We start from the raw sequence: 26,735 nt of genomic DNA, 5'->3' as shown, positions 1-26,735 counted from the left end.
TAATGAGCATAGCACCTGAATTTAAGGAATTTGTTGACAAAGGCGAGCTAATTCAAATTCGTAGCTACTTGTCTAACTATCTGATAGTAGACCAGACATTTGCAACCTTTGAAGAAGCATTCTCTTACGCTAATAGTCGTTTGCCAGTTCTCCAGGAACATGACAATGCACCGTTGGAACTGGAACCATTAAACTGGAACAAGGAATACCTCAACGAACAACTTGTTGCTGTTGTTTCCAATTTCTCTATGATACGCCTAAATCACATCAAAGATATTATTCGAGTGGTATTAAGCAAGAAAGACCCTGTTGAAGCACCTGTCAGTGAACCTACGAACCAAGATAGGAAACCTTCACGCACAGGAAAGACGATAATTGGTGAGCGTGAAGTGCCGAACAAGGCTTCTCAAACTCATCCAAAGGAAAGTGCTACTCATCATAGAGTACAATCCACTGGAAGTTCCAGCGGTCAAAATCGTACCGGACGACGCACCGTTAGTGAAACCGAGAAAAAATCCAGCTCTGATGAAGGTAAAACAGAAGTAGGTATTGACCTTGGAAGTGCAATAATTGTTGGCGGTGCCGTGGTAGCTACCGTTGGAATCGCAACTGTGAAACCAGTCATTATAGGAGCTGGAATTGCAATCGCAGGAGTTGGAATTGCAACTAAAGCAAATAACAAAAGAAAATAGGATAAAGGAGGCACAGAACCATGTCAGAGCAAATTGTAAAATCTGAAACATCATTAACAGTTCCGCAAATGCAGGAATTGCAGAATGGTTTTTCTGCTGCCTTTCAGCTCGTTGATGATGTTGTCTTAAAAAACTACATTACGATGCTTCCCGATATGCCGGTTATTCCATTAGAAGAAAAACAACTTACCAATAGCACGGGAAAGATCCGCCTTTTCAAAATCACTGAGATGGTTTACGAAAAGGATGAGTCTGCTACATATAAATTCGCAAGTGTATTTAACGCTGTTGCTGCTACTAATAGTGCTATCATTACTATTATTGATAGCGATGGAACAAAAACCGATTTTTACCTTGGCATCCGTTCTTTATCGGAAGAAAACAGCACACAGACATCGTACTCTGCACTTGTCAACGCAATGAAGGGACAGTTTCCTGGTACAAAAACCGAAAACCTAAGAACCGGCCAAATTGAAGCGTTGTTAAACTCATTTGAATCTGATTCAATATCTGCCGTTTCATGTGTAGCCAACAACAAGAATAAAGATTTCATTGATAACGATGAATACTTACAGGGGCTTGAAAAACTCGCTCTTGCAATGCAAGGAAGTAGATATACTGCGGTAATTGTGGCAAATTCAACTTCTCAAGACCAGTTGAATCTCGTGAGACAGGGATACGAAAATATATATACACAGTTGTCTCCTTATGCAAACATAATGGTCAACTATGGAAAAAACTCATCAACATCAACTACCGATACCGAAACAGATAGTGAAAATCTTTCCGAGTCTCAGGGGAATACTCACACGACAAATGAAAACAGAACTGCGTCTCAGAACACAGGAGTTGTTAAATCCACATCCGAACAAACTTTAGGAAGCAAAATTGGCAGTACGATTGGCTCAACCCTTTCCATCGCCGGTGCTGTTGTGGGTAGTATTATTCCTGGTCCGGGAACCGTGGCTGGTGCTGCTATTGGTAGTGCCGTTGGCGGTTTAGTCGGTGCGGCTGTATCTACCGCAACCAACAAAACAGTTAGCATAACTCATGGTGGCGGAAGCGTTAGCACTTCTTCTGGAACCTCCGACTCTGAAAGTAGAACAACAACTATTGGAACATCCCACAGTTTAGCTCACTCTCTGGGAATAACTTCTGGAGAGAGCCAAAATTTGCAGCTGACAATCCAGAACAAGCCTCTGATCGGAATGCTTGAACGAATTGATAAACAGCTGGAGCGTCTTTCTGAATTTGAAAGCATTGGTATGTGGGAATGTGCCGCTTACTTTATGAGTGCGGATTCTTCCGTATCAAAAGTTGCTGCTGCTACTTACAAAGCTCTAATGAGTGGAGAAAATTCTGGGCTTGAAGTATCTGCAATCAACACTTGGAACAAACCACAAGAATTGATTGCAGAATCAACATCCCAAAATGATCAAATCGCAAAATATGTTCGTAACTTCATACACCCTGTATTTGCATACTCAATCAACGACTATACAATTCCGGTAACTCCTACCAGTTTAGTAAGCGGCAACGAATTGGCAATCCACATGGGACTTCCAAGAAACTCCGTTTGCGGATTCCCGGTTATTGAACATATTGATTTTGGAAAGGATGTTGTAAAATACAGTTCTCATCCTGAACGAGATAAAATCCAGCTTGGCAATATTTTTAGCATGGGACGTGAAATTAGCACATCAAAAGTTGAACTTGATGTTGATAGTCTCGCTATGCACACATTTATTGTCGGTGCTACTGGTAGTGGTAAATCTAATACTGTATATACCCTTTTAGACAAACTCACTACAACCAGAAGGGATTCCATTTCTTTCATGGTAATCGAACCTGCAAAGGGCGAATATAAAGGCGTTTTTGGTCACAAGCGAAATGTTTCTGTTTTTGGCACTAATCCAGCCTATACAAAACTATTGAAAATCAATCCTTTCAAATTTCCTAAGAAGATTCATGTCTTGGAACACATTGACCGTTTGATTGAGATTTTCAATGTGTGTTGGCCAATGTATGCCGCCATGCCAGCGGTGCTTAAAGATGCAGTTCTCGCTTCTTACAGTGCTTGCGGTTGGGATTTGACTACATCGAAAAATACGGTTTCTGAAACGCTATTCCCGACTTTTCAGGATTTGTTGGAACAGCTAATTAAGGTAATCGGAGAATCCGATTACTCTGAGGAAGTCAAATCGAATTATGTAGGCTCCCTTACGACCAGAGTTCGCTCTCTCACAAATGGTCTTAATGGTCAGATTTTTTCTTCGAACGAAATCGACAACAATCTTTTATTTGACACAAATATTGTTGTGGATCTGAGCAGAATAGGCTCACAGGAAACAAAAGCCTTAATCATGGGTATCCTTGTGATGAGACTTTCAGAACACAGAATGAGTAGCCAAACAAAAGCGAATAACAAGCTGAAGCATATCACCGTGCTGGAGGAAGCTCATAATATCCTTGGTAATCATTCTCAAAATACAAATCCAGAGGGAAGTAACATCGCAGGGAAATCCGTCGAAATGATTTCAAATGCTATTGCAGAAATGAGAACTTATGGAGAAGGCTTTATTATTGCAGACCAATCTCCAGGAACTGTTGATATTTCCGCAATTAGAAATACAAACACTAAGATAATTATGAGATTGCCGGAAGAATCTGATCGTAGAGTGTCTGGAAAAGCGGCTGCACTGAAAGATAACCAAATTGACGAGATTACACGACTTCCTCAAGGCGTTGCAGTCATCTATCAAAACGATTGGCTTGAACCAGTTCTATGTAAGATTGATAAATTCGCTGGAGAAGAAAAAGAGTTTATCGAAAGTGGTTCTATTACCGAGGATGAACAGGCAGTAAAAAAGGCAACAACTATTCTCGTGAATTTCGTTGCTCAAAAAAGATTAGATCACCCTGACAAAATTGACATTTCCACCTTGCCTAATGCTGTAGAGAAATGTAATTGCACTGTAAGAACAAAAGCTATTCTGTATTCACTTCTTAGAGAATACCGCACAACAGGACGGTTAAGCATTTGGAAAGATGGTTGTTTCTCAAAGCAAGCTCAACTTGTTACTGACATTATGGGGTTATCAACAGCTGTAGAAAATACGAGGAAAGTGACCTTTAATGACTTAGGATTTAATTGCCACCTTAATACTTTGATCGCACAAAAGATAGATAATGTTTCGGATGAAGTTTTGCTTACACTTAGCCACTACCTCCTGAAAGATTACAGCGAGAAATGTGTTGACGGCATACCATTCTATAAGGAATGGGTCGAATCCAAAACCAAAGGAGGGATAGGCTAATGAGTTCATTTGAAAATTTCCAAAAAGTTATGATTGATGTTCCTCAGCCAAAGGAACAACCAAACATAGAATCAATTTCCGTTGAGAAACTGGATATAAAAATCAAATTTGAAAAGTCTGGATTTCTTCCTCGCAGCGGTGGCGAATGGACTGGCGAAGCAGGTGATTCGACATGGAAACCAGACCCTGAGAATACCCCTCTTGAGAAAAGCAGAAATCCAGAACATCCATATAGCAATCCTGACAATCTTAGTTGGGGTGAGTTATTGCAAAAATACGGCATTGACGGTATTCCATTCCACGATGGCGAGCCTGACTTTTCAGAGGTTGCACGGGGCACGGTAGAAATAGATGATTTTACCGACAACCGTGATTCAAACTTCGAGCAAGCTGATGAAAAAATGGCTGAGCAAAGAGGATGTACTCCAGAAGAAGTTGAAAAATGGAGAAAAGAAAACAACTACACATGGCATGAATGTAAGGACTGCAAGACCATGCAAAAAGTACCAAATGAAATTCATGCTAATATTCCACATTCAGGCGGTGTGTCTGAATACAAGCAGAATAAGGACGCATGAGAAAGGAAGTGAAAAGAATGGATGTAATGACTAACGATGTAGTATTCGGTGAAATGATTTATAAACACAGATGGTTCAAAAAAGAGACTCTTTCTTTCTTCGGAAAAGAATGGGATATTACCATCGTAGCAAAAGCATTTTCTGGTAAACCTATTACTGACGAGCAGCGTAATGCCTATCAGTGGTTAAAAGATAATCTCACTGAAGTAGACAATATTCTCTATGATGTGACCTCTGGATATATCAATGATAATTGTCAAGAGTTTGCTGAGTATTGGAGTGGTGCCCGAATGGTTAACACTCCGTCTGATTTAGCACAGATTATCTCACTCAAAACCATTCTATTCAAGAAAGATGGCGGCATTCTCGTTCTATCTGATTGCCCGTGGGACGAGCATGGGATTGCCATTCAACTGAAACCAGATGTAGAGATAGGATCTCAGGATATATTCCTTTAAGAACAGAAAGCCACAGCTACACTCCAATCGGAGCATAGCCGTGGCTTTTTGCTTTAACGGAAGTTCTTCTTTTTTTCTTTCTCTTTCTCTTTTTCTTTTTCTTGCTCTTTCTGCCTGTCGATATTCAAAATCGTTTCAACCGTCCGTTTGGCAATCAGCAGTTCCTCTTTCTCTTTTCTGATCTGACGGTACTCCGCATAATCTTGCTTCTTCTGGACTGCCAGCTGATGAAACTCCTCATACAACGATTGCGTGGATGGAAGCTTTGTAATCTGCAATTCGTCAAAGGCTTGCTTCACCGCTTTATGAATTGTGATTTCCTGACGGTGTTCCTCAAAGAACTTTTTGCTATATCCAGACTTGCGGTACTCGATATAGATTTGCCTTGTGTTTCGATAGTTTTTGATGTGTTGCTGCAACGCCTGAACCTCAACCATCCGCTTCTCTGCGGCCTTGATAGAATCAGAAAGCGCATCGAACCGGGCAGACAGATTTTCAATATGAGCGGTCAGATCGTCGTAGTTTCCCAAGCCTTTTTCTTTCAGAAGAATGACGGTACGGGCAGCTTCTTTTCGGTTAAACTTCTTCGCCCATTTTTCATAACCGACCGTCTTACCCTCGGCCATCTTTGCCTGAACATCAATAAGCATCTGGAACTGCTTCGGGGCAGGAGCCTTGGCAGAGCCGCCTTTTGATTTGTGCAGGTTCTTACCGGAGATAACTGCTTGAATTTCCTCTTTGCTATATCCTTCGCCCAGAGAACGCAGCCGAATGAAACGCTTCTGATTCTTGCCCTTGAACGCAGGCTGCTTTCCATCCTTGAACTCAAATCCCATGTCAGCCAGAGCCTGAACAAAGCCATCAAAGCTCTTTGGTTTCTGCTTCAGCACCACATCAATCGCATCACATAATTCGTCACGCTGGGTACGCTTCTTGGGATAAACGGTTCTTTTCTGACGCTCCCGATACGGCTTGGGAGTAATAATGGATAGACCGTGTTCCAGGCAAACCATATCGCTGAGTCTTTGAACTGCCAGGCCGGAAAGGAAGAAGTTTTTGAATTTCCGTGTAGCATCCAGCGAGGTCGAATTATAAATGATATGGTTGTGAATATGGGATTTGTCGATGTGGGTCGCAACGATGAAAGCGTGTTTTCCCTTTGTCCATCGCATCGCTGTTTCATAGCCGACCTGGTTCGCTTCTTCCGGAGTGATTTCTCCCGGCTTAAAAGACTGGCGTATCTGGTATGCGATGATATTGTTCTTCTGCTGCCTGCCGGTAATGTGTTGGTACTGCCGTTTGGAAAGCAGAAATTCTTCATCCGCTGTCTTTGGATCACACTCATAGGAGCTGATAAATTCGCCATCATTGGTTTTTGCGGCGTTTTGTGAGTAGTCGGTTCTGTCTGCCAAACATTGAGCGACCGTCTTTCCCTTATTCACATGGAGCGCAATCAATCTTGTTGCTGCCATTCCCATCACTTCCTTCCAAAAAAGAAAAAGCCACCGGTCGGTGACTTTTCTCTGATATTATCTTATGACCTGATAAATGCGCCCAGACTTTCTCCTATATTCTCAGCTTTCATAACAGCCCAGACGAGTAGGAAAACCACTGCTATTGTCGCAATTCCAAGAACCACAAGGATAAGCAAGGACTGCCACAAAGCCTTTACAATGCAGTAAATCGCAGAGCCGCCAATAACCAAAAGTAGTATGCCAATCACATAGGACACAACATTTGTAAGCAGATTTCCAAGAACGCAAATCAATTTTACAGCGAACAGAATCGGCAGTGCCAATACTTTCAAAATCATTTTCATAGGAACAACCCCTTTCTTCTAACTACATTGTACAAGGGTATCTGCAATAACGCAATGATGTCAACCCTTGTATAAAAAAGGAAGGACGCAAAGGATTCTATCTCCTCTGCGCCCTAATGCTTTTCGGATTCAGTTCAACAAACTGGAATTTCTATTTGTGTTGCCATGTCATTACATAATCTTTTTCTCCGGTAGCCTCATCTAAGCCACTATGCTGAATCTCAAATCCTTCTCTCTTATAAAAAGATATTGCCCGTGCGTTCTTTTGGTATACGTTCAAGTACAACTTATTCCTTTTATCCTTTGCATAATTCAGCAGAATTTTACCTATACCCTGCGATTGCATTTCACCAGAAACAAAAATGCCCTCAACATATTCATCATTTAACCCTAGGGTTAAACTTAACTACTATTTTTTCTTTGCGATATAAAATACATAACTGTAATAATCTACTACTAATCTAAAATAAAGCGATTATAAGCTATCCTTTTTCCTGTGTTTGTTTTAAAGTTTTCATCTATACACTTTTTTATCTTTTCCTGTTCTTTTTCTTTATCCATAACCGTTAAATTTTCAAGCAAATCAGCTTCCCATTGTATTTGAAAATCAAGTCCATCAATTTTAGATGGAGTATGATGGTTGCCTATTATAAAGCATATTCTATCAATATTTTTGTTATAGCCTACCTTTTTTAATATTTCTTTCGCTACTTCTGGTCCTTCCTTTTCTTGATAGACACCATCAATAGAACCGTATTTTTTTTGTGCTTCAACCGCACCAATATCATGTAGTATAGCAATAATACTGATGAATTCTTTTTCTTCCTCTCCGATATTTTCTCCTTTCATTATATCTTCTGCATTTTTCAAAACTTTGAGAGTATGCTCTATGCCAAAAGGAATTTCTTTGAATACTTCTTTCATCTCTATAATAATTTTTTCTTTAAACATAAATTACCTCCATTTATACCTTATAGGTGTTTTAGTTCTATCTATCTACTTTTTTGTTCGCCGATACAATCAGCATCATGGGACGGCGCATTTCATCCTGCATCCCCGGAATATCCATCATGTATTCCGGCGGCTGCGGCTCCACAATATGATTTATTATAAAACCATTTGAAAGCAGTGTATTTAGATATGTGGTCAGTGTTCTATGAAATTTTGTAACCTTTTCTCCCAAAAACACAGCTGTTCGTTTGCCCTCATAATAATAATTATCCACCGGAAAATGCAGTATTTCTCCTTTTTCGTTATAATACCAGTCTTGTGTTCCATAGGCAGTAAAAACAGGATGTTCAACCGTAAAAACTAGCTTACCACCAGACTTCAGTATTCTATATATCTTTTTTACTAAAATCTCATAATCTGCTACATAGTGAAACGCAAGTGAACTTAATATTACATCAAAACTCTCCTCTGGGAATTCCACATCTTCTATAGCACAGCATTTATATTCAACCTGTGGAAAATGTGTTTTTTCTTTGGCTACCTCGAGCATTTTATGAGAAATATCAACACCTACAACAGAAGACGCTCCGTGTTCCATCGCATAAATACAGTGCCATCCATAGCCGCATCCTAAATCAAGCACACGCTTATCTTTAAAATCCGGCAGCAGCTTTCTCAATGTTTCCCATTCTCCTGCACCGGCTAGTCCCTGCTGTGAGCGACTCATTTGACTGTATTTTTGAAAAAATATATCATCATCATATTTGTTTTCTTTTCCATATTCTACATAATTCAACATCTTTCACCTCGCTGTAAACTTCCGATTTTTCGTTCTCTGCGACTTCCCAATAAACGGGAATTTGTCTTGCCTATTTTCTTAAAATCTCATGTGGAGCTTCTATTTCATTTGCCAAGGTATGCTCTGTTAATTCTGACATCAATTTCAATTTTTTATTAATCAATGGTCGCATACAATTAGGAACATGTTCCTGATGCGCTCTGTGGATTGCTACACATTCCTTACAGTTTCCGTGATAACGACAGGCTTTCAGGCAAGGACAGTGATCTTTGTCTTTATACTCCTTACGAAATTCCGCTGCAAATTCTTCTTGCAGTCTCAGTCCCTCGACACGGTTTCCCTTATGAAATTCTACCATTGCATCCAGTTCTTTCTGGTTCCCTTCAATCTTCATGTTATTATAGCGCCTCCATTTCAACTATTCCTCATTTTCTGATAAATTCTAATTTTTACATCATATCCCAAAAGCCTTGTCGTACTCAATAACTCCATTTAATTTGTTTTGACTTCCGTTAAGATTAAGTGCCATAAAACTTTCATCGTCAACTTCAAATGGCGCTTTTATTCCACACTCACTTGCCGGAATATATCCTGCCTTTGGATAGTATTTGGAATGTCCCAAAACAACTGAATATTCATATCCCAATTTATGTGCTATACTGTGTCCTTCTTTCATCAAAGATAATCCGATTCCCCTGTTCTGATAATCGGGTAATACAGAAAGAGGGGCAAGCGCAAGAACCTCAACCCCTTGAACAACTGCTTTTGTAAAAAGAATATGTCCTACAATTTTTTCGTCCTCGACAGCAACAAGAGAAAGTTCCGGAATAAACGATTTGCTTTTTCTTAACGCAGCAACTAAGTTCTGTTCATTTCCATCTGTATATTCAGCATTTTCAAATGCTTCTTTTACAACATGATATACCGTATCATAATCTTCTGGTCTTTCTTGTCTTATAATCAAAATAGATACCTACATAGTTTTAAGCTTTTTACAATTACAGGAAATGGCAAATCTACTATCTACCTCTCAATTTTTATGGCTCTGACAATGATAATATCCGGGATTTCTTTATTAAAATAGCATTCTTCGTAAAATCCGTCTATGACAAATCCGGTATCAAAACACAGATTAAAAATATCCTGTAAAGAACGATGATAATAACATTGTTTTTGCGGCTGTCCTTCAATCGCAATATCGTAATAGCTGTGCGGCGTCATATATTTTTCTGTAAGCGTTACAAAACAGGGGTGCTGTGTCGCAAATACAAATACTCCGTTATCCTCAAGCAATTTATAAACAGAGGTAAAAAGCGGCTTAATATCGGTAATATCCATGACCGCCATATTGGAGACTGCTTTTGTAAACGGCTTATTTCTTTTTAATGCCATCAGACTTGTTTCATTCGTGGCGTCTGCTACACAAAACTCAATGTGATCAGCATACCGGTTTTGGCGCTTTTTTGCCAGTTCCACCATTTTCTCACTATAATCAAAAGCCAAAACAGAGACAGCTTTTTCTGCAAGATATGCAGAATAATTTCCATTTCCACAGGCAATATCTAAAATATAGTCTGTTGGATCAGGATTTAGAAGCTCTGTTACTTTGGGGCGGACAACTTCTCTGTGAAAATCATTTGATTCATCCCCCATTGCACAATCCCAAAATTCAGCGTTTTGATTCCAGATTGCTTTACTTTCTTCCTTTGAATACTGCATAATATCCTCTTTCTGTAAAATTACTTTTTCTCCTTCGCCCTATGGCTCCTGAAATGCGTGATAATGATGTTCCAATATTTCATCTGTTATCACAAACGGCGAATTGGCATTTAAGACCTGATTTCTTTTATATAGTCTTTTTTGCAAAAGCTCTTTACTGGCTTTCATATAGACAAGTTCCGTTTCAGCGCCTGCTTTTTGGATCAGCTCTTTATAAAAATTCCGATTTATCAATCTGTTTCCTGACAAATTTCTTTAACAATATTGTAGTGTATCAATGTGAATAATTCAACCAATGAAAGAATATTTCCTTATGTAAAAGCCGCAGCCGAAACTGCGACTTTCCGACAAGTTATCGGATTACTGGATTGAGGACAGGCGAACAAGAACTTCTCTCATATCCGTCCAGATCTCCTCCAGTCGTTTTTGCAAATCCTCGATGTCAGCATGATAGATGCTGCCTGTTTCGTTCGCTCGCTTTGCGTACTGGTTCAGGTTGTTGGAGCAGATTCGCAGGAGCGAAACCAGGGCTTTCACATCCTGCAAATCCAGTCTGATGCAGTAACCATCCAGAGCCATTTTACGCAGATAGGCTCCCATGCTGCGGATGCCAAGCTCGTCCATCTTCTCATGGATTCTCTCGACCTCCTCTTTGGACGCAAGGAAATGAACATCCTGGTCTCGCTTTGCCATTACAACACCTCCTCTCGGGTTTCAGAGTATTTTGCAGGCGGAATATGCTCCGCTTTGGATTTCAGATCAGCCAACACAGAGGGACGCTCCGGCTCGCTCCTTTCGTCACGATTTTCCGCAGAGTCCTCCATATTCAGGGCTGCATCCAGTTCTGCCAGTCGCTGACTTTTTGCTGCCAGTTCTGCTTCCTGCGGGAACGGTTTTCCAACCTCCGCCTTGGCTGCTTCCTGCTGATTGTAGAGATTATTCAGCTGTTCATTGGCTCGTTCTAAGCGCTCAGGAATGCCTGCAAGGGCATTGTCCAGTCGGGTGATATTTCCTCGTGCATCCGTGCCAAGGGCTACTCTATGGCTCACAGCGCCCTTCAGGGTCACATCAAACTCGTTCCGGAAGCTGTCAAACGAAAGCTCCATCTGAAAGCCACGGTAAATGCCAAGCGGAACCGGATCGGCGCTTTTCGTGTCCTTGCAAGCCGCAAGGAGGATTTCACCGGCATCTGCCTTTTCGGTGTAGGCTTTGCCCATGATTTCCATGCCGCAAAAGCCCTCAGCAATCTGCGGGTGTGCTTCCACGGTTTTGATGTCAGCTTCAAAGCCATGAATATAGCCTGTCTGCTTTTCAATCTCAGCCGGGAAGTATTTCAGGAGTTTATCTTCCATACGGTACTGCTGACTCTGATGGTCAGCTTTCAGCACCTTCAGCCTTGCCACATCAATGTCTAAGTCCATCTTTTCCTTGATAAGCGGATTGCCGGCACACAGCGCCTTGATCTCCGCATAGGACAGCACCTGCTCGTCCACATCGTCACAGGAGCGAACCGGCGATTTGGAGGTCATGATCTGAGAAATAAACTTCTGTTTGTTTTCCAAGGTCTGATACAGGTAGGCATCGAAGGTTCCCTCGGTCACATACTGGTACACCTGAACCTCTTTGTTCCGGTTGCCCTGACGGATGATACGACCATTTCTCTGGGTCATATCAGACGGACGCCAGCCTACATCCAAGTGGTGAACTGCCACCAGTTTGTCCTGGACGTTGGTTCCTGCGCCCATCTTTTGCGTACTTCCAAGCAGCACCCGCACCTGTCCGGTACGAACCTTTGCAAAGAGGTCTTTTTTCTTTGCCTCGGTATCTGCATCATGGATAAAGGCAACTTCTTCCGCAGGCACACCGTTTGCAATCAGCTTAGTTTTGACATCATCATAGACATTGAAGGTTCCATCATTTTTTGGTGTGCTAAGGTCGCAGAACACCAACTGGGTCAATTTGTCAGCCTGACCGTCCTGCCAGATGCGAAGGATATTTCCTACGCAGGCATTGAGCTTGCTGTCAGGGTCATCGGGTAACAGAGGGTTCATCAGCCGCTGATCCAATCCCAATTTTCGCCCGTCGCTGGTAATCTTGAGCATATTATCGACGGATGGGTCAACAATACCAGCATGAACATCCGCAGCTCTCTCTGAAAGGGAAGCCACCATATCCTTCTGATACTCAGATGGCTGAACCACAACCGTTTCAAACTTTGCTTCGGGAACAGGGAGATGCAACTGGTCAGAGGTCTTGATGTCAGCAACCTCCTTGAACATATTCATCAGTTCAGGCAGGTTGAAGAACTTCGCAAATCGGGTTCTGGCACGATAGCCGGTTCCTTCCGGTGCAAGCTCAATCGCAGTCGTTGTTTCTCCGAAGGTCGATGCCCAGGAATCAAAATGGGTCAGGTTCTTTTGCTGGAGTGTACTGTACTGGAGATAGCGCATGACCGTATAAAGCTCGGTCATCGAGTTGCTTACGGGAGTACCGGTTGCAAAGATCACGCCACGCCCGCCGGTCAGCTCATCCATATAGCGGCACTTCATAAACATATCCGAAGATTTCTGAGCTTCGGAGGTGGACAGACCTGCCACATTTCGCATTTTTGTGTAGAGGAACAAATTTTTGAACGCATGGCTTTCGTCCACAAACAGCCGGTCTACACCCAACTGCTCAAAGGTAATAACATCATCCTTCTTGTCTGCGGCAAGGAGCTTGTCCAGTCTGGCTTCCAGTGATTTTCGTGTTTTCTCCATCTGCTTGATCGTGAAGTTTTCACCACGCTGCCATTTCAGCTCCGCAATCGCACCCTCAATCTCATCAATCTGCTCCCGCAGCTGCCGTTCCTGCCGTTCAGCAGAAAGCGGGATTTTTTCAAACTGGCTGTGACCGATGATGACTGCATCATAGTCACCCGTTGCGATACGAGCGCAGAACTTCTTGCGGTTTGCTGTTTCAAAATCCTTCTTGGTAGCAACAAGGAGCTTGGCGCTCGGATAGAGGTGTAGAAACTCATTTGCCCACTGTAAAGTCAGATGATTCGGCACAACGAACAGGGATTTCTGGCTCAATCCAAGCCGTTTACTCTCCATAGCCGATGCTGCCATCTCGAAGGTCTTGCCTGCACCAACTTCGTGTGCAAGCAGCGTATTTCCACCATATAGCACATGAGCGATAGCATTTCTCTGGTGTTCACGGAGGGTAATATCCGGGTTCATGCCGCCGAAGCGGATATGAGAGCCATCATACTCACGAGGTCTGGTGGAGTTAAAAAGTTCGTTGTACTTGGTGGAAAGGGTTTCTCGTCTGTGGGGATCTCTCCAAATCCAATCTCGGAACGCATCCTTGATTGCCTGCTGTTTCTGCTGTGCCAGGGTAGTTTCTTTTTTGTTGAGAACACGCTTCTGCTTACCATCTGCATCTTCAATCGTATCATAGATACGAATATCTTTCAGATTCAGCGTTTCCTCGAGAATCCGATATGCGTTGGCTCGCTCTGTACCGTAGGTGACATACGCCGCCACATCGTTGTAGTTGGGAGAACTCTTACCGTTGATGCGCCACTCTGCGGTCAGCTCGGAGAACTTGACCTCAATGGAACGGCGCAAGTAATACGGCGTTTCAAAGGTTTCCTCCATAAACTGCTGAATATAATCGGCATCAATCCATGTTGCACCCAAACGCACATCAATCTCGGACGCATCCAAGTCCTTCGGCTGTGCTTTCTGCAAGGCTTCCACATTGATGCGGAAGGAAGAATCCCTGTCTGCCGCCATCTGTGCGACACGCAGCTTGCTTCTTACATCACCGGAAAGGTACTCATCGGCAGTCTGCCATCCAACTTCCACAGCATCGGGAGCCATCGGGTCTTTGAAGATCACCCCTCGAAGCTCTGCCTGAATCGCATCATATTCTCCGGGCGTTCCAAGCAGCTGCGCCATAAACGGCAGATCCACCTTGCCACGCTCACCAATGGAGATTGCCAGCGCTTCGGACGGAGTATCTACGCTCGTCACTCTGCGTTCCGGCTTGATGGTTCGCTTGGTAAACATATCCGCCTTGCTTTTCAGATTGCCGTCCTCATCCACATTTTCCAGAGAACACAGCAGATAGTAGGAGGAATCGTCGGCAAATGCCTGACCGTTGGCTCGGTTATTGATAAGCCCGTTCTTTGTGGCAAACGCATCATAGGCATCATTCAGTTCTGCCTGCTTCTGCGTAATCATTTCATCCGGGTAATCCTCAAGCTGATATTCAATCAGTTGGTTGACGATACCACGGAGTTCCACCATGCCCATCACACGGTCTTTTGCTTTCTCGTTCAGCTCTACACGGCGCATCAAGGAGTTTTCACGGAAGTACACATCACCATCCACCACAGTATAAGAGAAATTCTTTACATCCGGGGTTGCAGGAATGGTTTCGATTTCCTTGCCCTTGTCAGATTCGGGAAGTTCCACCGCCTGATAGGTTCCTTGAATATGGGAAACTGCTTCTTTCAGAAGTTCGGACAGTTCCATGCCCTCAATGGGACGCACCGTAATATCCATACCGTAGGCGGTACTTTCTTCCACCGTATCGCCCAGAACCATTTCAGGATGAGTGACAAAGTAGCTGTTCATGGTGTGTCCTTCTTCGGTGCGGTCAAGATTTACCCATTCCGGAACAATGTCAATCGGGTGGTCACGCTTTTGCAGGAACAGGATGTCGGACACAACTTCCGTACCTGCGTTTTTCTTAAAGGCATCGTTTGGCAGACGGATTGCACCAAGCAGTTCCGCCCTCTGCGCCATATATCGCCTTGCGTCAGAGTTCTTGGAATCCATGGTGTAACGGCTTGTCACAAAAGCGACCACACCACCGGGACGAACCTGATCCAGAGCCTTGGCAAAGAAATAGTTGTGGATGGAAAATCCCAGCTTGTCATAAGGCTTATCGGACACTTTGTAGTTGCCGAAAGGAACATTGCCCACAGCCAGATCGTAGAAGTCTCTGCGGTCTGTCGTTTCAAAGCCAGCCACTTTGATTTCTGCATTGGGATAGAGCTTCTGAGCAATTCTGCCGGTGATGGAATCCAGTTCCACACCATACAAGCGGCTGCTCTGCATTTCAGGGGGCAGCATACCAAAGAAGTTGCCGATACCCATGGCAGGCTCCAGAATATTTCCCGTTTCAAAGCCCATCTGTCCGACCGCATCGTAGATGGAGCGAATGACCGTGGGACTGGTGTAATGTGCGTTCAGGGTGGAAGCTCTTGCCGCAGCATATTCATCCTCGGAAAGCAGGTTTTTCAGTGTCTGATACTCCTGCGCCCAATTTCCCTTGTCCGGGTCAAAGGCATCTGCCAGACCGCCCCAACCGACATAGTTCGACAAAATCTCCTGTTCTTCGGAAGTGGCGTTCCTGTTCTCACTTTCCAGTTTGAACAGGGTTTCAATGGCTGCGATGTTTCTTGCAAATTTCTGCTTCGGTCCACCTTCACCGATGTTGTCATCCGTGATGTGGAAGTTCACCGCAGGAACAGGTGGGATTTCTCTGGTGGTGATGGACTGCTCAAGCTGAGCGATAATGTCCATGACTTCGGCATTCTGCCATCCGTCCACCTTGGCATAATCCTGAATGATGGTGTCATTGCCATCTACACACTGTACGAAGTCCAGACTACCCGGCAGATCTCTGGTATCCATTGCACCCAGGGCTTTTCTCTGCGTGTCAGGAAGTGCATAGTAGGCTCGCAGGGCATCATCAAAGGAACTGTATTCCTTGATGTCCAGCGCCCCCCGCTTCTGAATATCCTCGGCAACATAAAAATGGTCGATGAAGTGTTCCGGTTCCTGCTGTTCGGGTTCCGCACTGGCTCTGACCTGTGCGTGTGCCTTTTCGTCAGGGTAGTCCCCGTAGATACGGATGCACTTATGCTCCTGCTGATCGTAAACGGCAGCACCATCGTACTTGAATCCGTCATCCTCCATGGTTCCGTCCACATAGCCCTGGGCGGCTTTTTCCGCTTCTTCCAGAGTGTAGTAGTCCAGTTTATCATCGAAGCCGTTTTCAAAGTGATGATAGGCGGCAACCAGATAGCGGCGCTCCTGTTCTGTTTCAGGGACAATTTCGTTCGGATGTTTCTCTGCAACTGTCCTTAACGCAGCGTTTTTCTCATCCTGAGAGAGCATACGCTCAAAGTTTTCACGATTCTCGGCACGGAAGATCGGATAGGCAAGGGAAGGGTCACGCAGCTGAACCTCTCTGTCCGTGATCTGCTCCACACGGAAAGCAGTATCGTCCAAATATACCGTATCACCGACCTGATAGTTCCATGCCGGTTCTTCAAGGGCGGGTTCTTCCACAACTTCGGCAGACTCTGCCACAGGCGCTTCTGGCTGAACCGACTCCATCGCAGCTACGGACTGACGAACTTCCTCCAGATAGTCATTAGCAAGCCATTCATCCGTGAAATATTCCGTAACGCCTTCCGGATCTACATAGTAGTCATCAGTCTGGCTATCCCAGATTGCATATTCGCCATCCTCGGTATCAATTACTGCGAAACGGTCATAAACATCTTCCAAGGGATCAACCTTGGCTTCTTCGATAGCCTGTCGTTCCGCTTCTTCCTCCGGACTGAGGTAGCGTCCCTTTCGCATCAGACCGTCGATTCTCTGCACCACCTGCGCCCAGGACATCTGCAATTTATCGCAGCCACTCTTTGTGTAAGCAACACCCTTGGCATCGTGATCCTGACCGCTGTGCGTTGCGCCGGAGCAAGCGTGGGAATGACCACCGGTTCCGTATTCATGCTTCAGGAAGTCCATCTTTTCCTTGGCAGAATGATTCTCCTGCCAGTAGTTATAAATACGGGCTTTGCCACCGGAAAAGCCGCTTCCACGGGTCAAGTCTGCATTGACTTCGTCATCCGTAATGAACTGGCGGACAAGGGGCATCTGCATCATATCGGTCTGATACTCACGCAAAGGCAGATTCAGTTCATACAGCTGCTTCTGGATGAGATTCAGTTTGTGATAGTGAAAACGAAGCAGATCGGGATTTTCCGCAAGGGCTTTTCTGAATTCCGAATACTGCTGCACCAAGGTTGCGTGGAAACGAGGGTCATCCAACTTTTCAGCCAAATCTGCGGTTTCATCAGGGAAACCACGAAACGGTTCCTGATGGAGAATTGCCAGATAGTTACTGGTACGGGCTTCTTCACTCAAATCGTGATAAAGATGCCACAGGGATTCTGCCAGCTTCTGACGCTCATATCCGGGCGCTTCTACCAGTTCCACATTAGTTGCGAACTGACCATTTTCAAGAAGTTCTCCAATGCGCTCGGCAACCGTTTCCCAAGAAACGATCTGCGCCCTGGGGCTGTCAATGGCAGAGGAACCTTTGGCAAGATGGATACCGTCCTCGGCATACCACGCACAGATATTCCCACTATCTTCTTTCAGACCATAACCGCCGTGATAGACCTGCTTTAAGGTCTGGACAATTTCTTCCAGCGGCTTCTGCTTCATATATTCCAGCGCTACGACTTTTCGGGCTTCATCGGTATTGCTGCCAAGCAGAAGAAAGTGGTCGATTTCTTCCTGGGCAAAAGAAAAAGCAGAGGGCGTAAAGCTCTCTGCTCGGTCGATAAAACTGATTTGTTCATTTTCGGAGAGGAAAAGGTTCAGACTCAGCTGTTGATAAGCTCCGTCATCACGACTTCCTCTGCCTGTGCTTTCAGGCTGTTCATGTGCTGTACCCACGCCATCTGCTGCGTTTCTTTGTCCGGTGCGGGGCTGTCCTTCAGGTACTGCTCCATCAGAAACTCCACTCTGGCTTTCGCCGTTTCCTCGATCTCCCACAGGTGTGGGAACAGGCTCTCCGTCAGAATCATGTCGTTCAGGAGCATCGGATTGTTCTGCTCCAAAAATGCTCGACGCATCCTGCCGTACTTGCCCAGAGGTTTCTCTCCCTCGTTCTCCAACTGAAGGTTCGGAATCTGATAATCTCCTGCCTGTCTGTAAGTCATCTCGCTCATAATCTGCACTCCTTTCAGCAGCTCTGATCTGCTCATGTTCTCCAATCGCTTTTTCGATTTCCTGAAACATCCTTGTACTGATGGCATTCACCGCAGTACCAAGGGCATTTACCGTCTGTCTGGTGTTAAAATCAAACACCTTCTGGAAATCCTCATGCTCGAAGTAGTTATCGGGACTTTCCACGAACCGGCAATACATCGTGTAGGATACGCTGTTTGTCACCGCATTTTTGAAAGCTACTTCGATGTTGAGTTCATCATACTCCTCAAGGAAGCTGTTGGCAACGATGTCGAGGAGCTGCTTTTTGTAATCGTCCCAATACTCAGCCGCCAGTACAGATGCAATATCTTCAAGCTGTGCTTCCAGCACCCCGTCAGCGGCAACACCGAAGGTACGCTCCATCGCTTCCATGACATAGGAGCGGTTTTCAGGCGTCACCTCCCACGGTTTCAGTTCCGGGGAAGAACGGCGAACGCCGGTATCCGCCACATCAAACACATAGCGCAGATACGGTTTATCCTTGTTCATCACAAACAGGGCAATACCGGTAGAGCCACGCTTTACATATCTACGGTAATTTTCAGCGTTCCAGTCCTCATAAGGCTTGCAAAAGGTCGCATTGGGGCGCTGGGCATAAATCATCACCTGTTCCGGATAGGTGAACTCATAGTTGCGGGACATCGTTCTCAAAAACGAAGTCCAGTTATCTGTGTTCGAGGTGATTTTCCCAATCGTTTCTTTTGCTAACCCGGAATAAAATCGCTCTTTTGCGTTCATTGTATCCCTCCAATCCTATCAATCCGGATAAAGGTTCAGCTTTTCAAAGGCGGCATCGTCCATGGCTGAAACTTTACGGAGAACAGAGTCTGCCAAAGCAAAAAGCTCTGACTCGTCCTCCGAAAGCTGTTCCTTCATCAGTGTCAGTGCTTCACACAGCCCTGACCTTGTGCCAGGGCTGTAAAGCATCATCATGTTCCGCTCATCTTGTGTGAAATCCATCATTCAATCTCCCTTTCCGGGTGGCTCTTGGGCGGCTTATGGGCAACATCCGGCACGGGCTTTTCCTTTAACTGCTCCAATACCGAAGGGCGTTCCTCTAATCCAGGCGCTTTTCCGTTATTGATGATGCCGTCAATCATCCCATAATCATCTTCCATTGCCATCTCTGCGTTTTTCAGGTAGTTTTCGGACTTCATAAAGTTTTCCAGCTTCTGAAACCCGACAGAATCTACATAGTGAAAGGATACCTCACCGGCTACCTTTAAGGCTACGATGTCGCTGACCGACATGCTGTGACCACGGAAATCATTCGGGTGGTCAATATTGAACTTCACATACAAATCTTCCAGCTGCCGATCCACATCCTCGGACACAGAAATGGAGCCATGATAGACCACCTCGTAACGGTCAATCTCAGGCTCCATTTCTTTCTTTTGAAGGTAGCTGTAATTTGCAAACATGAGCGGGATATTATCGTCTACATCTTCCCGCAGCTGAAGAATCGCATAAGAATCCGTGGGGCTTTCCAGAAAAGCAACCATTCTGTCATCCGGGGTGGTATTTCCGTGAATATCATCCCATTTTTCGTTTTTCATATCAGTGTCCTCCTTATCGTTCAGGTTCTTTGCGTTTGGGGGAGGGACTGGCAGGCGCAGTTTTTTCTGCGGCCTGTGCCAGTTTTTCCATGACCGACCCATGCTTCGGAGAGTCGATCTTATCCAGCTGACTTTTCAGCACTTTGGCAACCTCAACCGCAGTTTCCTCACGGGATTCTGCAATGGCTGTATTCAGAAACTCACGATACGGAGCCGTATTACCAGCGGCAAGATCCGCCTTGATTTCTTGGATATGCGCCTGCACATCATCGACCTGATCCATATATTCATAGGGGTCGAAGTTCTCTGCAAAACGGTCGAGCTTAAAAGCAAGCTCTGCGATAGGGTCATTGACCACCACCGCCTGTCTGCCGACTTCAAAAGCCTGCTCCATGACATCCTCATAGAACATCGCCCGCAGCTCCCGGCGCTCCAATCCAAAGGATTCCAGAATATCCTGGCGGACTTCGATCATGGACAGTTCAGGGTTATCGACCTGACCGCCATCAATCTCGTTGTAGTTTTCATCTAATAGGGTGTAGTCGTAACCATCTTCGCAGGTCTGTACCGCAAGGATTCTGTCCCTTCCAACCTTCCATGCGGCTTCATCGCCCATAATTTCAGGCTCCGCCATATAGCTTGCACCGTTGCGCTCCATAATCTCTGCAAACTGGCAGATATGAAACACATTGTATCCAATCTGTGTGTGGTACTCGTCGATGAATGTACAAGGCTTTACGACGGTCTCATCGGGATAGTGAATCTGGATGCAGCCACCGTCAGGAATACGGAACAAGTCCTTATAGTGGCTGTCGATAAATCGGATTTCCTTACCATCCGGGTTGTACTCATTTGTCATTTGCGCTTTCCTCCATTTTCAAATTCCATACTGAACTTCGTTTTGCCATCTTCCGATACCTCCATAAAGACGGTGGCATCAAAGGTGTTGCCTGTCCTTTCAGACTTGCAATTCTTGAGCTTTACCTTGCCGGAACCGAGCAGTTTCTGCGCCGTGGCAGAAGTCATGCTCTTGCCGATACTCGCAAAGTAACGATTGTTTTTCCAAAGGGCAAACCTGCACCCTCGATTAGAACAGAAGTATCCCTTGGACTTGTCCTCTACAGCACTGCCGCAGAGTGGGCATTTACCGATAGAATTGGCTTCTTTCGACATCAGAACCTCGGAATCACGGATCACTTCATAGTTCTGAATCAAACCGGCAATCACATCTTTGATCTCGTCCATAAAATCCTCGCTGGCATATTCGCCTTTTTCAATGAGCAACAATTTTTCTTCCCAATCCGCCGTCATAGATGGGGACTGAATCTGTTCCGGCATGACCGTTACCAGAGCCGTACCCTTGTGAGTCGGAATCAGGTGTTTTGTTTTCTTATCGCCTTTACGCTCCAGAAAACCGATACGAACCAGCTTCTCAATGATACCGGCACGGGTCGCAGGAGTTCCCAAACCTTTGCGCTCCACCTCATCAGGCATTTCGTCCGCACCGGCAGTTTCCATTGCAGAAAGTAGCGTATCCTCGGTAAAGTGTTTTGGGGGAGAAGTTTTCCCTTCCTTGATTTCCGTGCCGCTGACAATCATTTCGTCACCGACGGAAACAGAAGGGAGTGCCTGCACGTTTTCGTCGTTTTTTGTCGAAGAACCCTTCTGAATCAAAGCCTTCCATCCGTTCTGCACGATGGTTTTGCCCTTTGCGGAGAACGCTGTGCCGCCGCAGTCCAGTTCAATGACTGTCTCTGCGTATCGGTGTGGATCTCCCACTGCAACACACAGCCGATTGGAAATCAGTTGCAAAATTGCAAGTTCACCCTTGGGAAGTTCGCTCAGATTGCATTTTCGCAATTCTCTGGTCGGAATGATGGCATGGTGATCTGTGACCTTTTTGTTATTCACAACCTGCTCTGCATGAACGGGTATGTTATCCACATCCTCCACGGGGAATGTGTGGAAAGCCAACTTTACGAGGTCGGGCAGGCTGTGTGCCATATCTTCCGTCAGGAATCTGCTGTCGGTACGGGGATAAGTGACCAGTTTCTTTTCGTAGAGGTTCTGGGTGTAGTCCAAGGTTTGCTGTGCCGTGTAACCAAGCACACGGTTGGCTTCTCTCTGTAAACTGGTCAGGTCATAGAGCGCAGGCGGCTTTTCTGTTTTCTCCCTACATTCAGCTTTCTGAACGATTGCCACCGAACAGCCTTGTCTGACAGCTTCCGCTGCTTCCTCGGTTTTGAATCGTTCGCTTGCAGCCGTAAAACCATTCAATCCAATCTGAACTGTGTAGAACGGTTCGGGCTTGAATGCAGAAATGGCAGCTTCCCGCATGACAGCCATAGCAAGGGTAGGGGTCATAACACGACCGACATTCAGAGTCTGCCCGTAAAGGGTCGAAAAAAGTCGAGTAGCGTTAATGCCAACAATCCAGTCGGCTCGCTCTCGACACAGTGCTGCTTCATACAAAGCATCATATTCAGTTCCAGACCTGAGATTTTCAAAGCCCGCCTTGATTGCTACATCTTCCATCGAGGAAATCCAAAGCCGCTCAAACGGCTTTCTGCACCCGGCTTTATGGTACACCAATCGAAAGATCAGCTCGCCCTCACGACCGGCATCTGTTGCACACACAAGACTCGCAACATCTTCTCTGGCCATGAGCTTTTTCAGAATCCCAAACTGTTTTTTCGTACCGGCAGAAACCTCATACAGCCAGTCCATCGGGAAGATAGGCAGGTCTGCATAAGCCCATTTGCTGTACTTCGCATCATAGGCTTCCGGTTGTGCCAGCTCCACCAAATGCCCCACACACCAACTGACCACATATCCGTTTCCCTCTAAGTAGCCATCCTCACGCTTGGCAGCACCTAACACTTTGGCAATGCTCTGTGCAACCGAGGGCTTTTCAGCCAAAACTAATTTCATTTGCATCTGCTCCTTTCGCAAAAAATAAGCAGCCACACACCGTAGTGCATGACTGCTATGTAAAATTGATTCAGTTCGACAAGCTGGAATTGTCTAAAATAGTAAAGCCGTACCGCTTACTATTTTTTCTTTTACTGCTGAAACAGTATCTTTGATTGAATGCGTAGTTGTATCTATAACATTTAATTCATAGATTCCTAAATTGGAAAATTGCTTCCACATTGTTTCAACTAATTCAATATTTGTTTCTCTGTCTAACTTTGAGCGTTCGATAGCTCGCTTCATAGTTTCTTCTTTACTTGCCCTTAGAACGATATAGTGTACTTCATAATGCTCTTGAACAATGTTGAGCCACGGCTCTAAAAACCACGGTCCTACAATACCATCTACAATTACATCATATCCACCACGAGCATATCGCTTCGCAGCTTCTAAAAACGCTTCAATGACAATCAAATTTTGCTCATTTGATTCTGGCAAATGCGGTGGTATTGCCCCTTTACTCAAATAATGATAAAAGTCATCTGTGTGCATATGCACAGACTTTTCCAAATCTGATTCTTTTGCAACAGCAGATGCCGTTGTAGTTTTTCCTGTCCCCGGCGCACCTGTGATTACAATAATTCTACCTTGATTCATCTATATTTTACCTCCACAACTTCCGATTTGTCTTTTCGTTTATGCTACAAATTATATCACATCGGTTTTTGAAAAACTACTTCTATATGTAAAGGCAACCCGAAGGTTGCCACAGGCATCAAGCCTATCCTGCTTACACAGGCTCATTATCATCTTCATCGGCGGAGCTATCTGCATCATCGTTCTCAAACTCCGGATCGTATCCATAGTCCTCGTCATCGTCCACATAATCAGCATCCGGGTCAGGCTTTGCCGCTTCCTGTTCCTTCTTCTTTTCCTGAACTTTCTTAAATACGAAGAATCCACCACCACAGGCAAGCACAATCAGAGTAAGAATCGCTGGGAGCATATTCTTAGATTTCGGCTTTTCCTCCGGTGCCGGTTCTGTAATTTCAGGAACTGTTTCAACTACTTCCGGCTTTGTTTCCTCAACCGGCTTGGTGAACTCTGCAACTTCCTCCTCGTCCATCAGCTTGAGCAGGTCGGCTTCATCTACCTGATTCAGAAAATGCACGGTTTCCTCGCCCTTATCATCACGGTCAATGATGATATAGAAATAGTTTCCGTTTTTGGTAACGGCAGTAATGAATTGCTTTCCACTTTTCGTAGGTGAACCAACATCGTCAACCAGAGTCAGATTGCCGTCAGGAGTAAGGGCAGGTTCGCTTGTGTCCGTGTTCTGCATGAACGCACTCATAAACATCATAAGCAGCGCCATATCCATTTCGCTGTTCTGCTCGGCTTTTTCAATCAGTTCCAGATAGTCGCTGTGAACATAACCGTTCTTTTCAGGTACAGTGATCTGATACCAGTCACCCTCAACACCGACTACCACAACTTCCTCGCCGGGGCGGAGCTGGTCGATGATTTCATAATTCATGCCTGCACCGGTACGCACATTCAAACGGGAACCGCTCGTTACCACCTTGCCAGTTCCCATGTTATTATCCTCGGATTCCTCTGCACCGTAAGTCCATTCTTTACCATTGAAAGAGAAAACCACCGTGCCATCCTCATTGACGGTCACGGTGTAGGGAACTTCCTCGGAAGTCTTATCTTCGGTTTTCTCAGGGACTGTTTCCACGGTTTCCGCCTTTCCCGTAGTAGTGGTTGTTGCACTCTCATCGGAGTAGGCAAACACCGTTGTCGAAAACACACCCATGCACATCGCAAGTGCCAGCAACATGGCACTGAATCTCTTAAATCTCATTCTGCGGTTCCTCCTCATTCATAGTATTGATCGTATCAGGCTTCGGAGCCATATCCGCTGCAAACATACGGAGCAGCTCGGAAAGCTGTTCGGGATTCAGGTTCGCAGCATGAACCATTTCGTGAATTTCGGAATTTTCCTCCTCACGGTATCTGCGTTCCAGGTCTTTCACCTTAGCATCCCATTCTGCCCGCTTCTTACGGGCTTTTTCAAGGTCTGCACCTATTCTGTCTAACTTGGCACTCAATCGCCATCCCTCCTTTAATTTCTGATTCTGCCGAAGCAGTAAAAATGCTGTTGCCAGTAATTCGATTCGATAGAAGCGTAAGAAATCGGGTTTCCGCAGTGGATCATCATACCATTGCCGACATAAATACCAACGTGCGATGCACCAGAGGTATCATAGGTGCCTTGGAAGAAAATCAAATCTCCCGGCTTGGCTGAGCTTTTCGGGATAATGTCGCATACGCCCATCAAACCGTTTGCGGTCAAACGACCAACACTCCAACCGTTTCCGCAGTGATTGATTACATAGGAAACAAACCCGGAGCAGTCAAAGGAGGTAGACGGGCTGCTGCCGCCCCACACATACGGGTATCCCAGATATTTCTCTGCTTCCCGAATCATATTGGCAAATCTTGTGTCTGTCAGCGCTTCACCCGGAATATCATAATCGGTGTACTCACCGCCAGGGGTGGCGTAAATGTCATTTCCGAAAATATCCGGTCTGTTGCCCCTTGTCTGAAGCAAAATTCTATATCGCTCCATATCATCTTCCGACAAGCCGGAATTTGAAATCACACTGTTCAAGCCCTTATTTCTGAGCTTCACATTCAGAATATAATATTCGTAATCTTCTTCCTCTGTTGTTGTCTCTCCCGTTTCGGGATCAGTAGAAGATGTTGTTCGTGTACGAATCTCTACTACTTCTGTGAGGGTCAGCTCATATTGTTGCTCAAACAGCCATTGCAGGGTAGCCTGCACCTCATCTCTGGTGTAGTCCTCGAATTTTACCGTCAGATATGCCGCAAGTTCATAAGGATTGTGGTTGATTTCATCAAGGTCATACCGGTACTCGTCATATCCGCTATGAGTACGCTCGATATTATTGATTTCATTGCGGAGCGCAGCTTCCAAAGCCTTGTAATCATTGTCCGCACCGATAATATCTTCCTCTTTTGCGGTAAAAGAAGTTCCCAGAACGATCTGTGTGCCGCCTTGGAACATAGCCGAACAAGACGAGAACATCCCAGAGAGAATCATAAAAAGCAGTCCAGCAATCAAAACAAACAGAATCGTTTTAGAGTGTGTGGTGCAAAACTCCGTTACTTTCTCTGTGATGTTCTTGGCTCCCTGAGCTGCTTTGCTCGTTGCCTTGCCTGCACCCTTGGATGCAGAAGCCGTTGTCGAAGCGGTATTCTTACCGGCTTTGGCGGCAGCATATTCCTTTTTGATTGCCCTTTTCTGTTGCCAACGGGAAATGGGATTGGAAGCGGCATCGGGGTTGTCCTTTTTGAACTTCTCATACAGGGCATTTACATTGGCTTTATCCGACTTCTCAACCAGCTTTTCTGCCTTGTCGTAGGCTTTCAGCTTATGGCTGTAAACGGCATGATCGACAGTATAGGCAGTGGATTCAACAGCCTTGGTCGTTTCCTGCGCAGCCTGAACACCGATATTATCATCCTCATATTCTGACACCGCCCGATGTGCTTTGGATGTGAGAGTGACTGCGGCACCACGGCTTGCCATGTGCTTTGCCACAGATGGGCGCTCAATTTCCGTAAACTCCGCTTTTTCAAAACGGAGCTTTGCTTTACGGGAACCGGCTGCATCTGTTTCCAGCTTCAGCTTCGGCTTTGCCTTTTTGGAAGCCAATTTGTCTGCCGCTTTTTCAGCCTTATCAACCGCCTTATCTGCACGGTCGGCAGCTTTCTTCACATGAGAATCTGCAAGGTCATCTTCGGTAAAACGGAGTCGTGTAGGTCTTTTCGCCATAC

General features: G+C 45.2%; 24 protein-coding genes and 1 pseudogene. 5 read left to right on the top strand and 20 right to left on the bottom strand.

The annotated features are described in order from the left end of the window. The first annotated feature begins 2 nt into the window (after positions 1-2). From ACHZES_RS14750 to ACHZES_RS14735, 4 genes are read left to right on the top strand one after another with little or no spacing between them, the layout of a single operon-like run. Positions 3-692 carry a hypothetical protein gene (locus ACHZES_RS14750; protein WP_395547256.1) on the top strand — a complete coding sequence of 230 codons (690 nt, stop codon included), beginning with the start codon at positions 3-5 and terminating at the stop codon, positions 690-692. Between the two features lie 20 nt (positions 693-712). Next, positions 713-4,009 carry a helicase HerA domain-containing protein gene (locus ACHZES_RS14745; protein WP_395547257.1) on the top strand — a complete coding sequence of 1,099 codons (3,297 nt, stop codon included), beginning with the start codon at positions 713-715 and terminating at the stop codon, positions 4,007-4,009. Continuing rightward, on the top strand, positions 4,009-4,587 hold the full coding sequence (locus tag ACHZES_RS14740; protein WP_395547258.1) for an HNH endonuclease: 579 nt from the start codon (positions 4,009-4,011) through the stop codon (positions 4,585-4,587). The genes ACHZES_RS14745 and ACHZES_RS14740 overlap by 1 nt, the downstream gene beginning before the upstream one ends. Before the next feature lie 17 nt (positions 4,588-4,604). Further along, positions 4,605-5,045, top strand: coding sequence for a DUF6985 domain-containing protein (locus ACHZES_RS14735; RefSeq protein WP_404820238.1), 441 nt, complete (start codon positions 4,605-4,607; stop codon positions 5,043-5,045). Positions 5,046-5,098: 53 nt separating this feature from the next. On the opposite strand, the gene ACHZES_RS14730 is transcribed toward ACHZES_RS14735, so the two are convergent. The 12 genes and pseudogenes from ACHZES_RS14730 to ACHZES_RS14675 form a co-directional block, all read right to left on the bottom strand. Further along, on the bottom strand, positions 5,099-6,517 hold the full coding sequence (locus tag ACHZES_RS14730; protein WP_395547260.1) for a relaxase/mobilization nuclease domain-containing protein: 1,419 nt from the start codon (positions 6,515-6,517) through the stop codon (positions 5,099-5,101). A gap of 62 nt (positions 6,518-6,579) precedes the next feature. After that, on the bottom strand, positions 6,580-6,864 hold the full coding sequence (locus tag ACHZES_RS14725; RefSeq protein WP_395547261.1) for a hypothetical protein: 285 nt from the start codon (positions 6,862-6,864) through the stop codon (positions 6,580-6,582). Positions 6,865-7,015: 151 nt separating this feature from the next. Next, positions 7,016-7,258, bottom strand: a pseudogene (locus ACHZES_RS14720) (GNAT family N-acetyltransferase); the annotation flags it as partial. A 62-nt stretch (positions 7,259-7,320) separates the two neighbouring features. Further along, positions 7,321-7,815: an HD domain-containing protein gene (locus ACHZES_RS14715; RefSeq protein WP_008981870.1), complete on the bottom strand. Its 495-nt coding sequence runs from the start codon at positions 7,813-7,815 to the stop codon at positions 7,321-7,323. 37 nt (positions 7,816-7,852) lie between these two features. Then, positions 7,853-8,614 carry a bifunctional 2-polyprenyl-6-hydroxyphenol methylase/3-demethylubiquinol 3-O-methyltransferase UbiG gene (locus tag ACHZES_RS14710; protein ID WP_164979758.1) on the bottom strand — a complete coding sequence of 254 codons (762 nt, stop codon included), beginning with the start codon at positions 8,612-8,614 and terminating at the stop codon, positions 7,853-7,855. Positions 8,615-8,684: 70 nt separating this feature from the next. After that, positions 8,685-9,008, bottom strand: a complete 324-nt coding sequence (locus ACHZES_RS14705) for a hypothetical protein (RefSeq protein WP_004613237.1) — start codon at positions 9,006-9,008, stop codon at positions 8,685-8,687. Between the two features lie 60 nt (positions 9,009-9,068). Then, positions 9,069-9,578, bottom strand: a complete 510-nt coding sequence (locus tag ACHZES_RS14700) for a GNAT family N-acetyltransferase (protein ID WP_008981868.1) — start codon at positions 9,576-9,578, stop codon at positions 9,069-9,071. Positions 9,579-9,637: 59 nt separating this feature from the next. Then, on the bottom strand, positions 9,638-10,333 hold the full coding sequence (locus ACHZES_RS14695) for a class I SAM-dependent methyltransferase (protein WP_395547262.1): 696 nt from the start codon (positions 10,331-10,333) through the stop codon (positions 9,638-9,640). A gap of 39 nt (positions 10,334-10,372) precedes the next feature. Then, entirely contained in the window at positions 10,373-10,501 is a 129-nt protein-coding gene (locus ACHZES_RS14690) for a hypothetical protein (protein ID WP_404820237.1), read from the bottom strand. 192 nt (positions 10,502-10,693) lie between these two features. Next, positions 10,694-11,026 carry a plasmid mobilization protein gene (locus tag ACHZES_RS14685; protein WP_009257939.1) on the bottom strand — a complete coding sequence of 111 codons (333 nt, stop codon included), beginning with the start codon at positions 11,024-11,026 and terminating at the stop codon, positions 10,694-10,696. Next, on the bottom strand, positions 11,026-17,277 hold the full coding sequence (locus ACHZES_RS14680; protein ID WP_404820392.1) for an SNF2-related protein: 6,252 nt from the start codon (positions 17,275-17,277) through the stop codon (positions 11,026-11,028). Before ACHZES_RS14680 ends, ACHZES_RS14685 begins: the two co-directional genes overlap by 1 nt. A gap of 734 nt (positions 17,278-18,011) precedes the next feature. Further along, positions 18,012-18,350 (bottom strand): TnpV protein, encoded by a 339-nt coding sequence (locus tag ACHZES_RS14675; protein ID WP_118199520.1) that lies wholly within the window; start codon positions 18,348-18,350, stop codon positions 18,012-18,014. A 163-nt stretch (positions 18,351-18,513) separates the two neighbouring features. Here ACHZES_RS14675 and ACHZES_RS14670 point away from each other — a divergent pair, with 163 nt between their 5' ends. Then, on the top strand, positions 18,514-19,107 hold the full coding sequence (locus ACHZES_RS14670; RefSeq protein ID WP_395547263.1) for a hypothetical protein: 594 nt from the start codon (positions 18,514-18,516) through the stop codon (positions 19,105-19,107). 48 nt (positions 19,108-19,155) lie between these two features. Here ACHZES_RS14670 and ACHZES_RS14665 read toward each other — a convergent pair whose 3' ends face one another. From ACHZES_RS14665 to ACHZES_RS14630, 8 genes are all read right to left on the bottom strand, one after another. Continuing rightward, positions 19,156-19,362 (bottom strand): transposon-transfer assisting family protein, encoded by a 207-nt coding sequence (locus ACHZES_RS14665; protein ID WP_002578948.1) that lies wholly within the window; start codon positions 19,360-19,362, stop codon positions 19,156-19,158. Then, the gene (locus ACHZES_RS14660; protein WP_117418647.1) at positions 19,359-19,955 is read right to left on the bottom strand and encodes a YodL domain-containing protein; all 597 of its coding nucleotides are present in this window, start codon (positions 19,953-19,955) and stop codon (positions 19,359-19,361) included. The genes ACHZES_RS14665 and ACHZES_RS14660 overlap by 4 nt, the downstream gene beginning before the upstream one ends. Positions 19,956-19,968: 13 nt before the next feature. Then, positions 19,969-20,814 carry an LPD16 domain-containing protein gene (locus tag ACHZES_RS14655; RefSeq protein WP_117418648.1) on the bottom strand — a complete coding sequence of 282 codons (846 nt, stop codon included), beginning with the start codon at positions 20,812-20,814 and terminating at the stop codon, positions 19,969-19,971. Next, positions 20,811-22,886: a type IA DNA topoisomerase gene (locus ACHZES_RS14650; RefSeq protein WP_117418649.1), complete on the bottom strand. Its 2,076-nt coding sequence runs from the start codon at positions 22,884-22,886 to the stop codon at positions 20,811-20,813. The genes ACHZES_RS14655 and ACHZES_RS14650 overlap by 4 nt, the downstream gene beginning before the upstream one ends. Before the next feature lie 93 nt (positions 22,887-22,979). Further along, positions 22,980-23,525 (bottom strand): AAA family ATPase, encoded by a 546-nt coding sequence (locus ACHZES_RS14645; protein WP_039121379.1) that lies wholly within the window; start codon positions 23,523-23,525, stop codon positions 22,980-22,982. Between the two features lie 133 nt (positions 23,526-23,658). Next, positions 23,659-24,735: a CD1107 family mobile element protein gene (locus tag ACHZES_RS14640; RefSeq protein WP_117418650.1), complete on the bottom strand. Its 1,077-nt coding sequence runs from the start codon at positions 24,733-24,735 to the stop codon at positions 23,659-23,661. Next, positions 24,725-24,982: a DUF4315 family protein gene (locus tag ACHZES_RS14635; protein WP_117418651.1), complete on the bottom strand. Its 258-nt coding sequence runs from the start codon at positions 24,980-24,982 to the stop codon at positions 24,725-24,727. The genes ACHZES_RS14640 and ACHZES_RS14635 overlap by 11 nt, the downstream gene beginning before the upstream one ends. A gap of 14 nt (positions 24,983-24,996) precedes the next feature. Further along, complete coding sequence (locus ACHZES_RS14630; RefSeq protein WP_227178489.1) at positions 24,997-26,733, bottom strand: C40 family peptidase; 1,737 nt, start codon at positions 26,731-26,733, stop codon at positions 24,997-24,999. Positions 26,734-26,735: the final 2 nt, after the last annotated feature.

This window comes from Lacrimispora sanguinis, assembly GCF_044987295.1.
GTDB lineage: Bacteria > Bacillota > Clostridia > Lachnospirales > Lachnospiraceae > Lacrimispora > Lacrimispora celerecrescens_B.
This window is presented reverse-complemented; position numbering and strand designations above follow the sequence as displayed.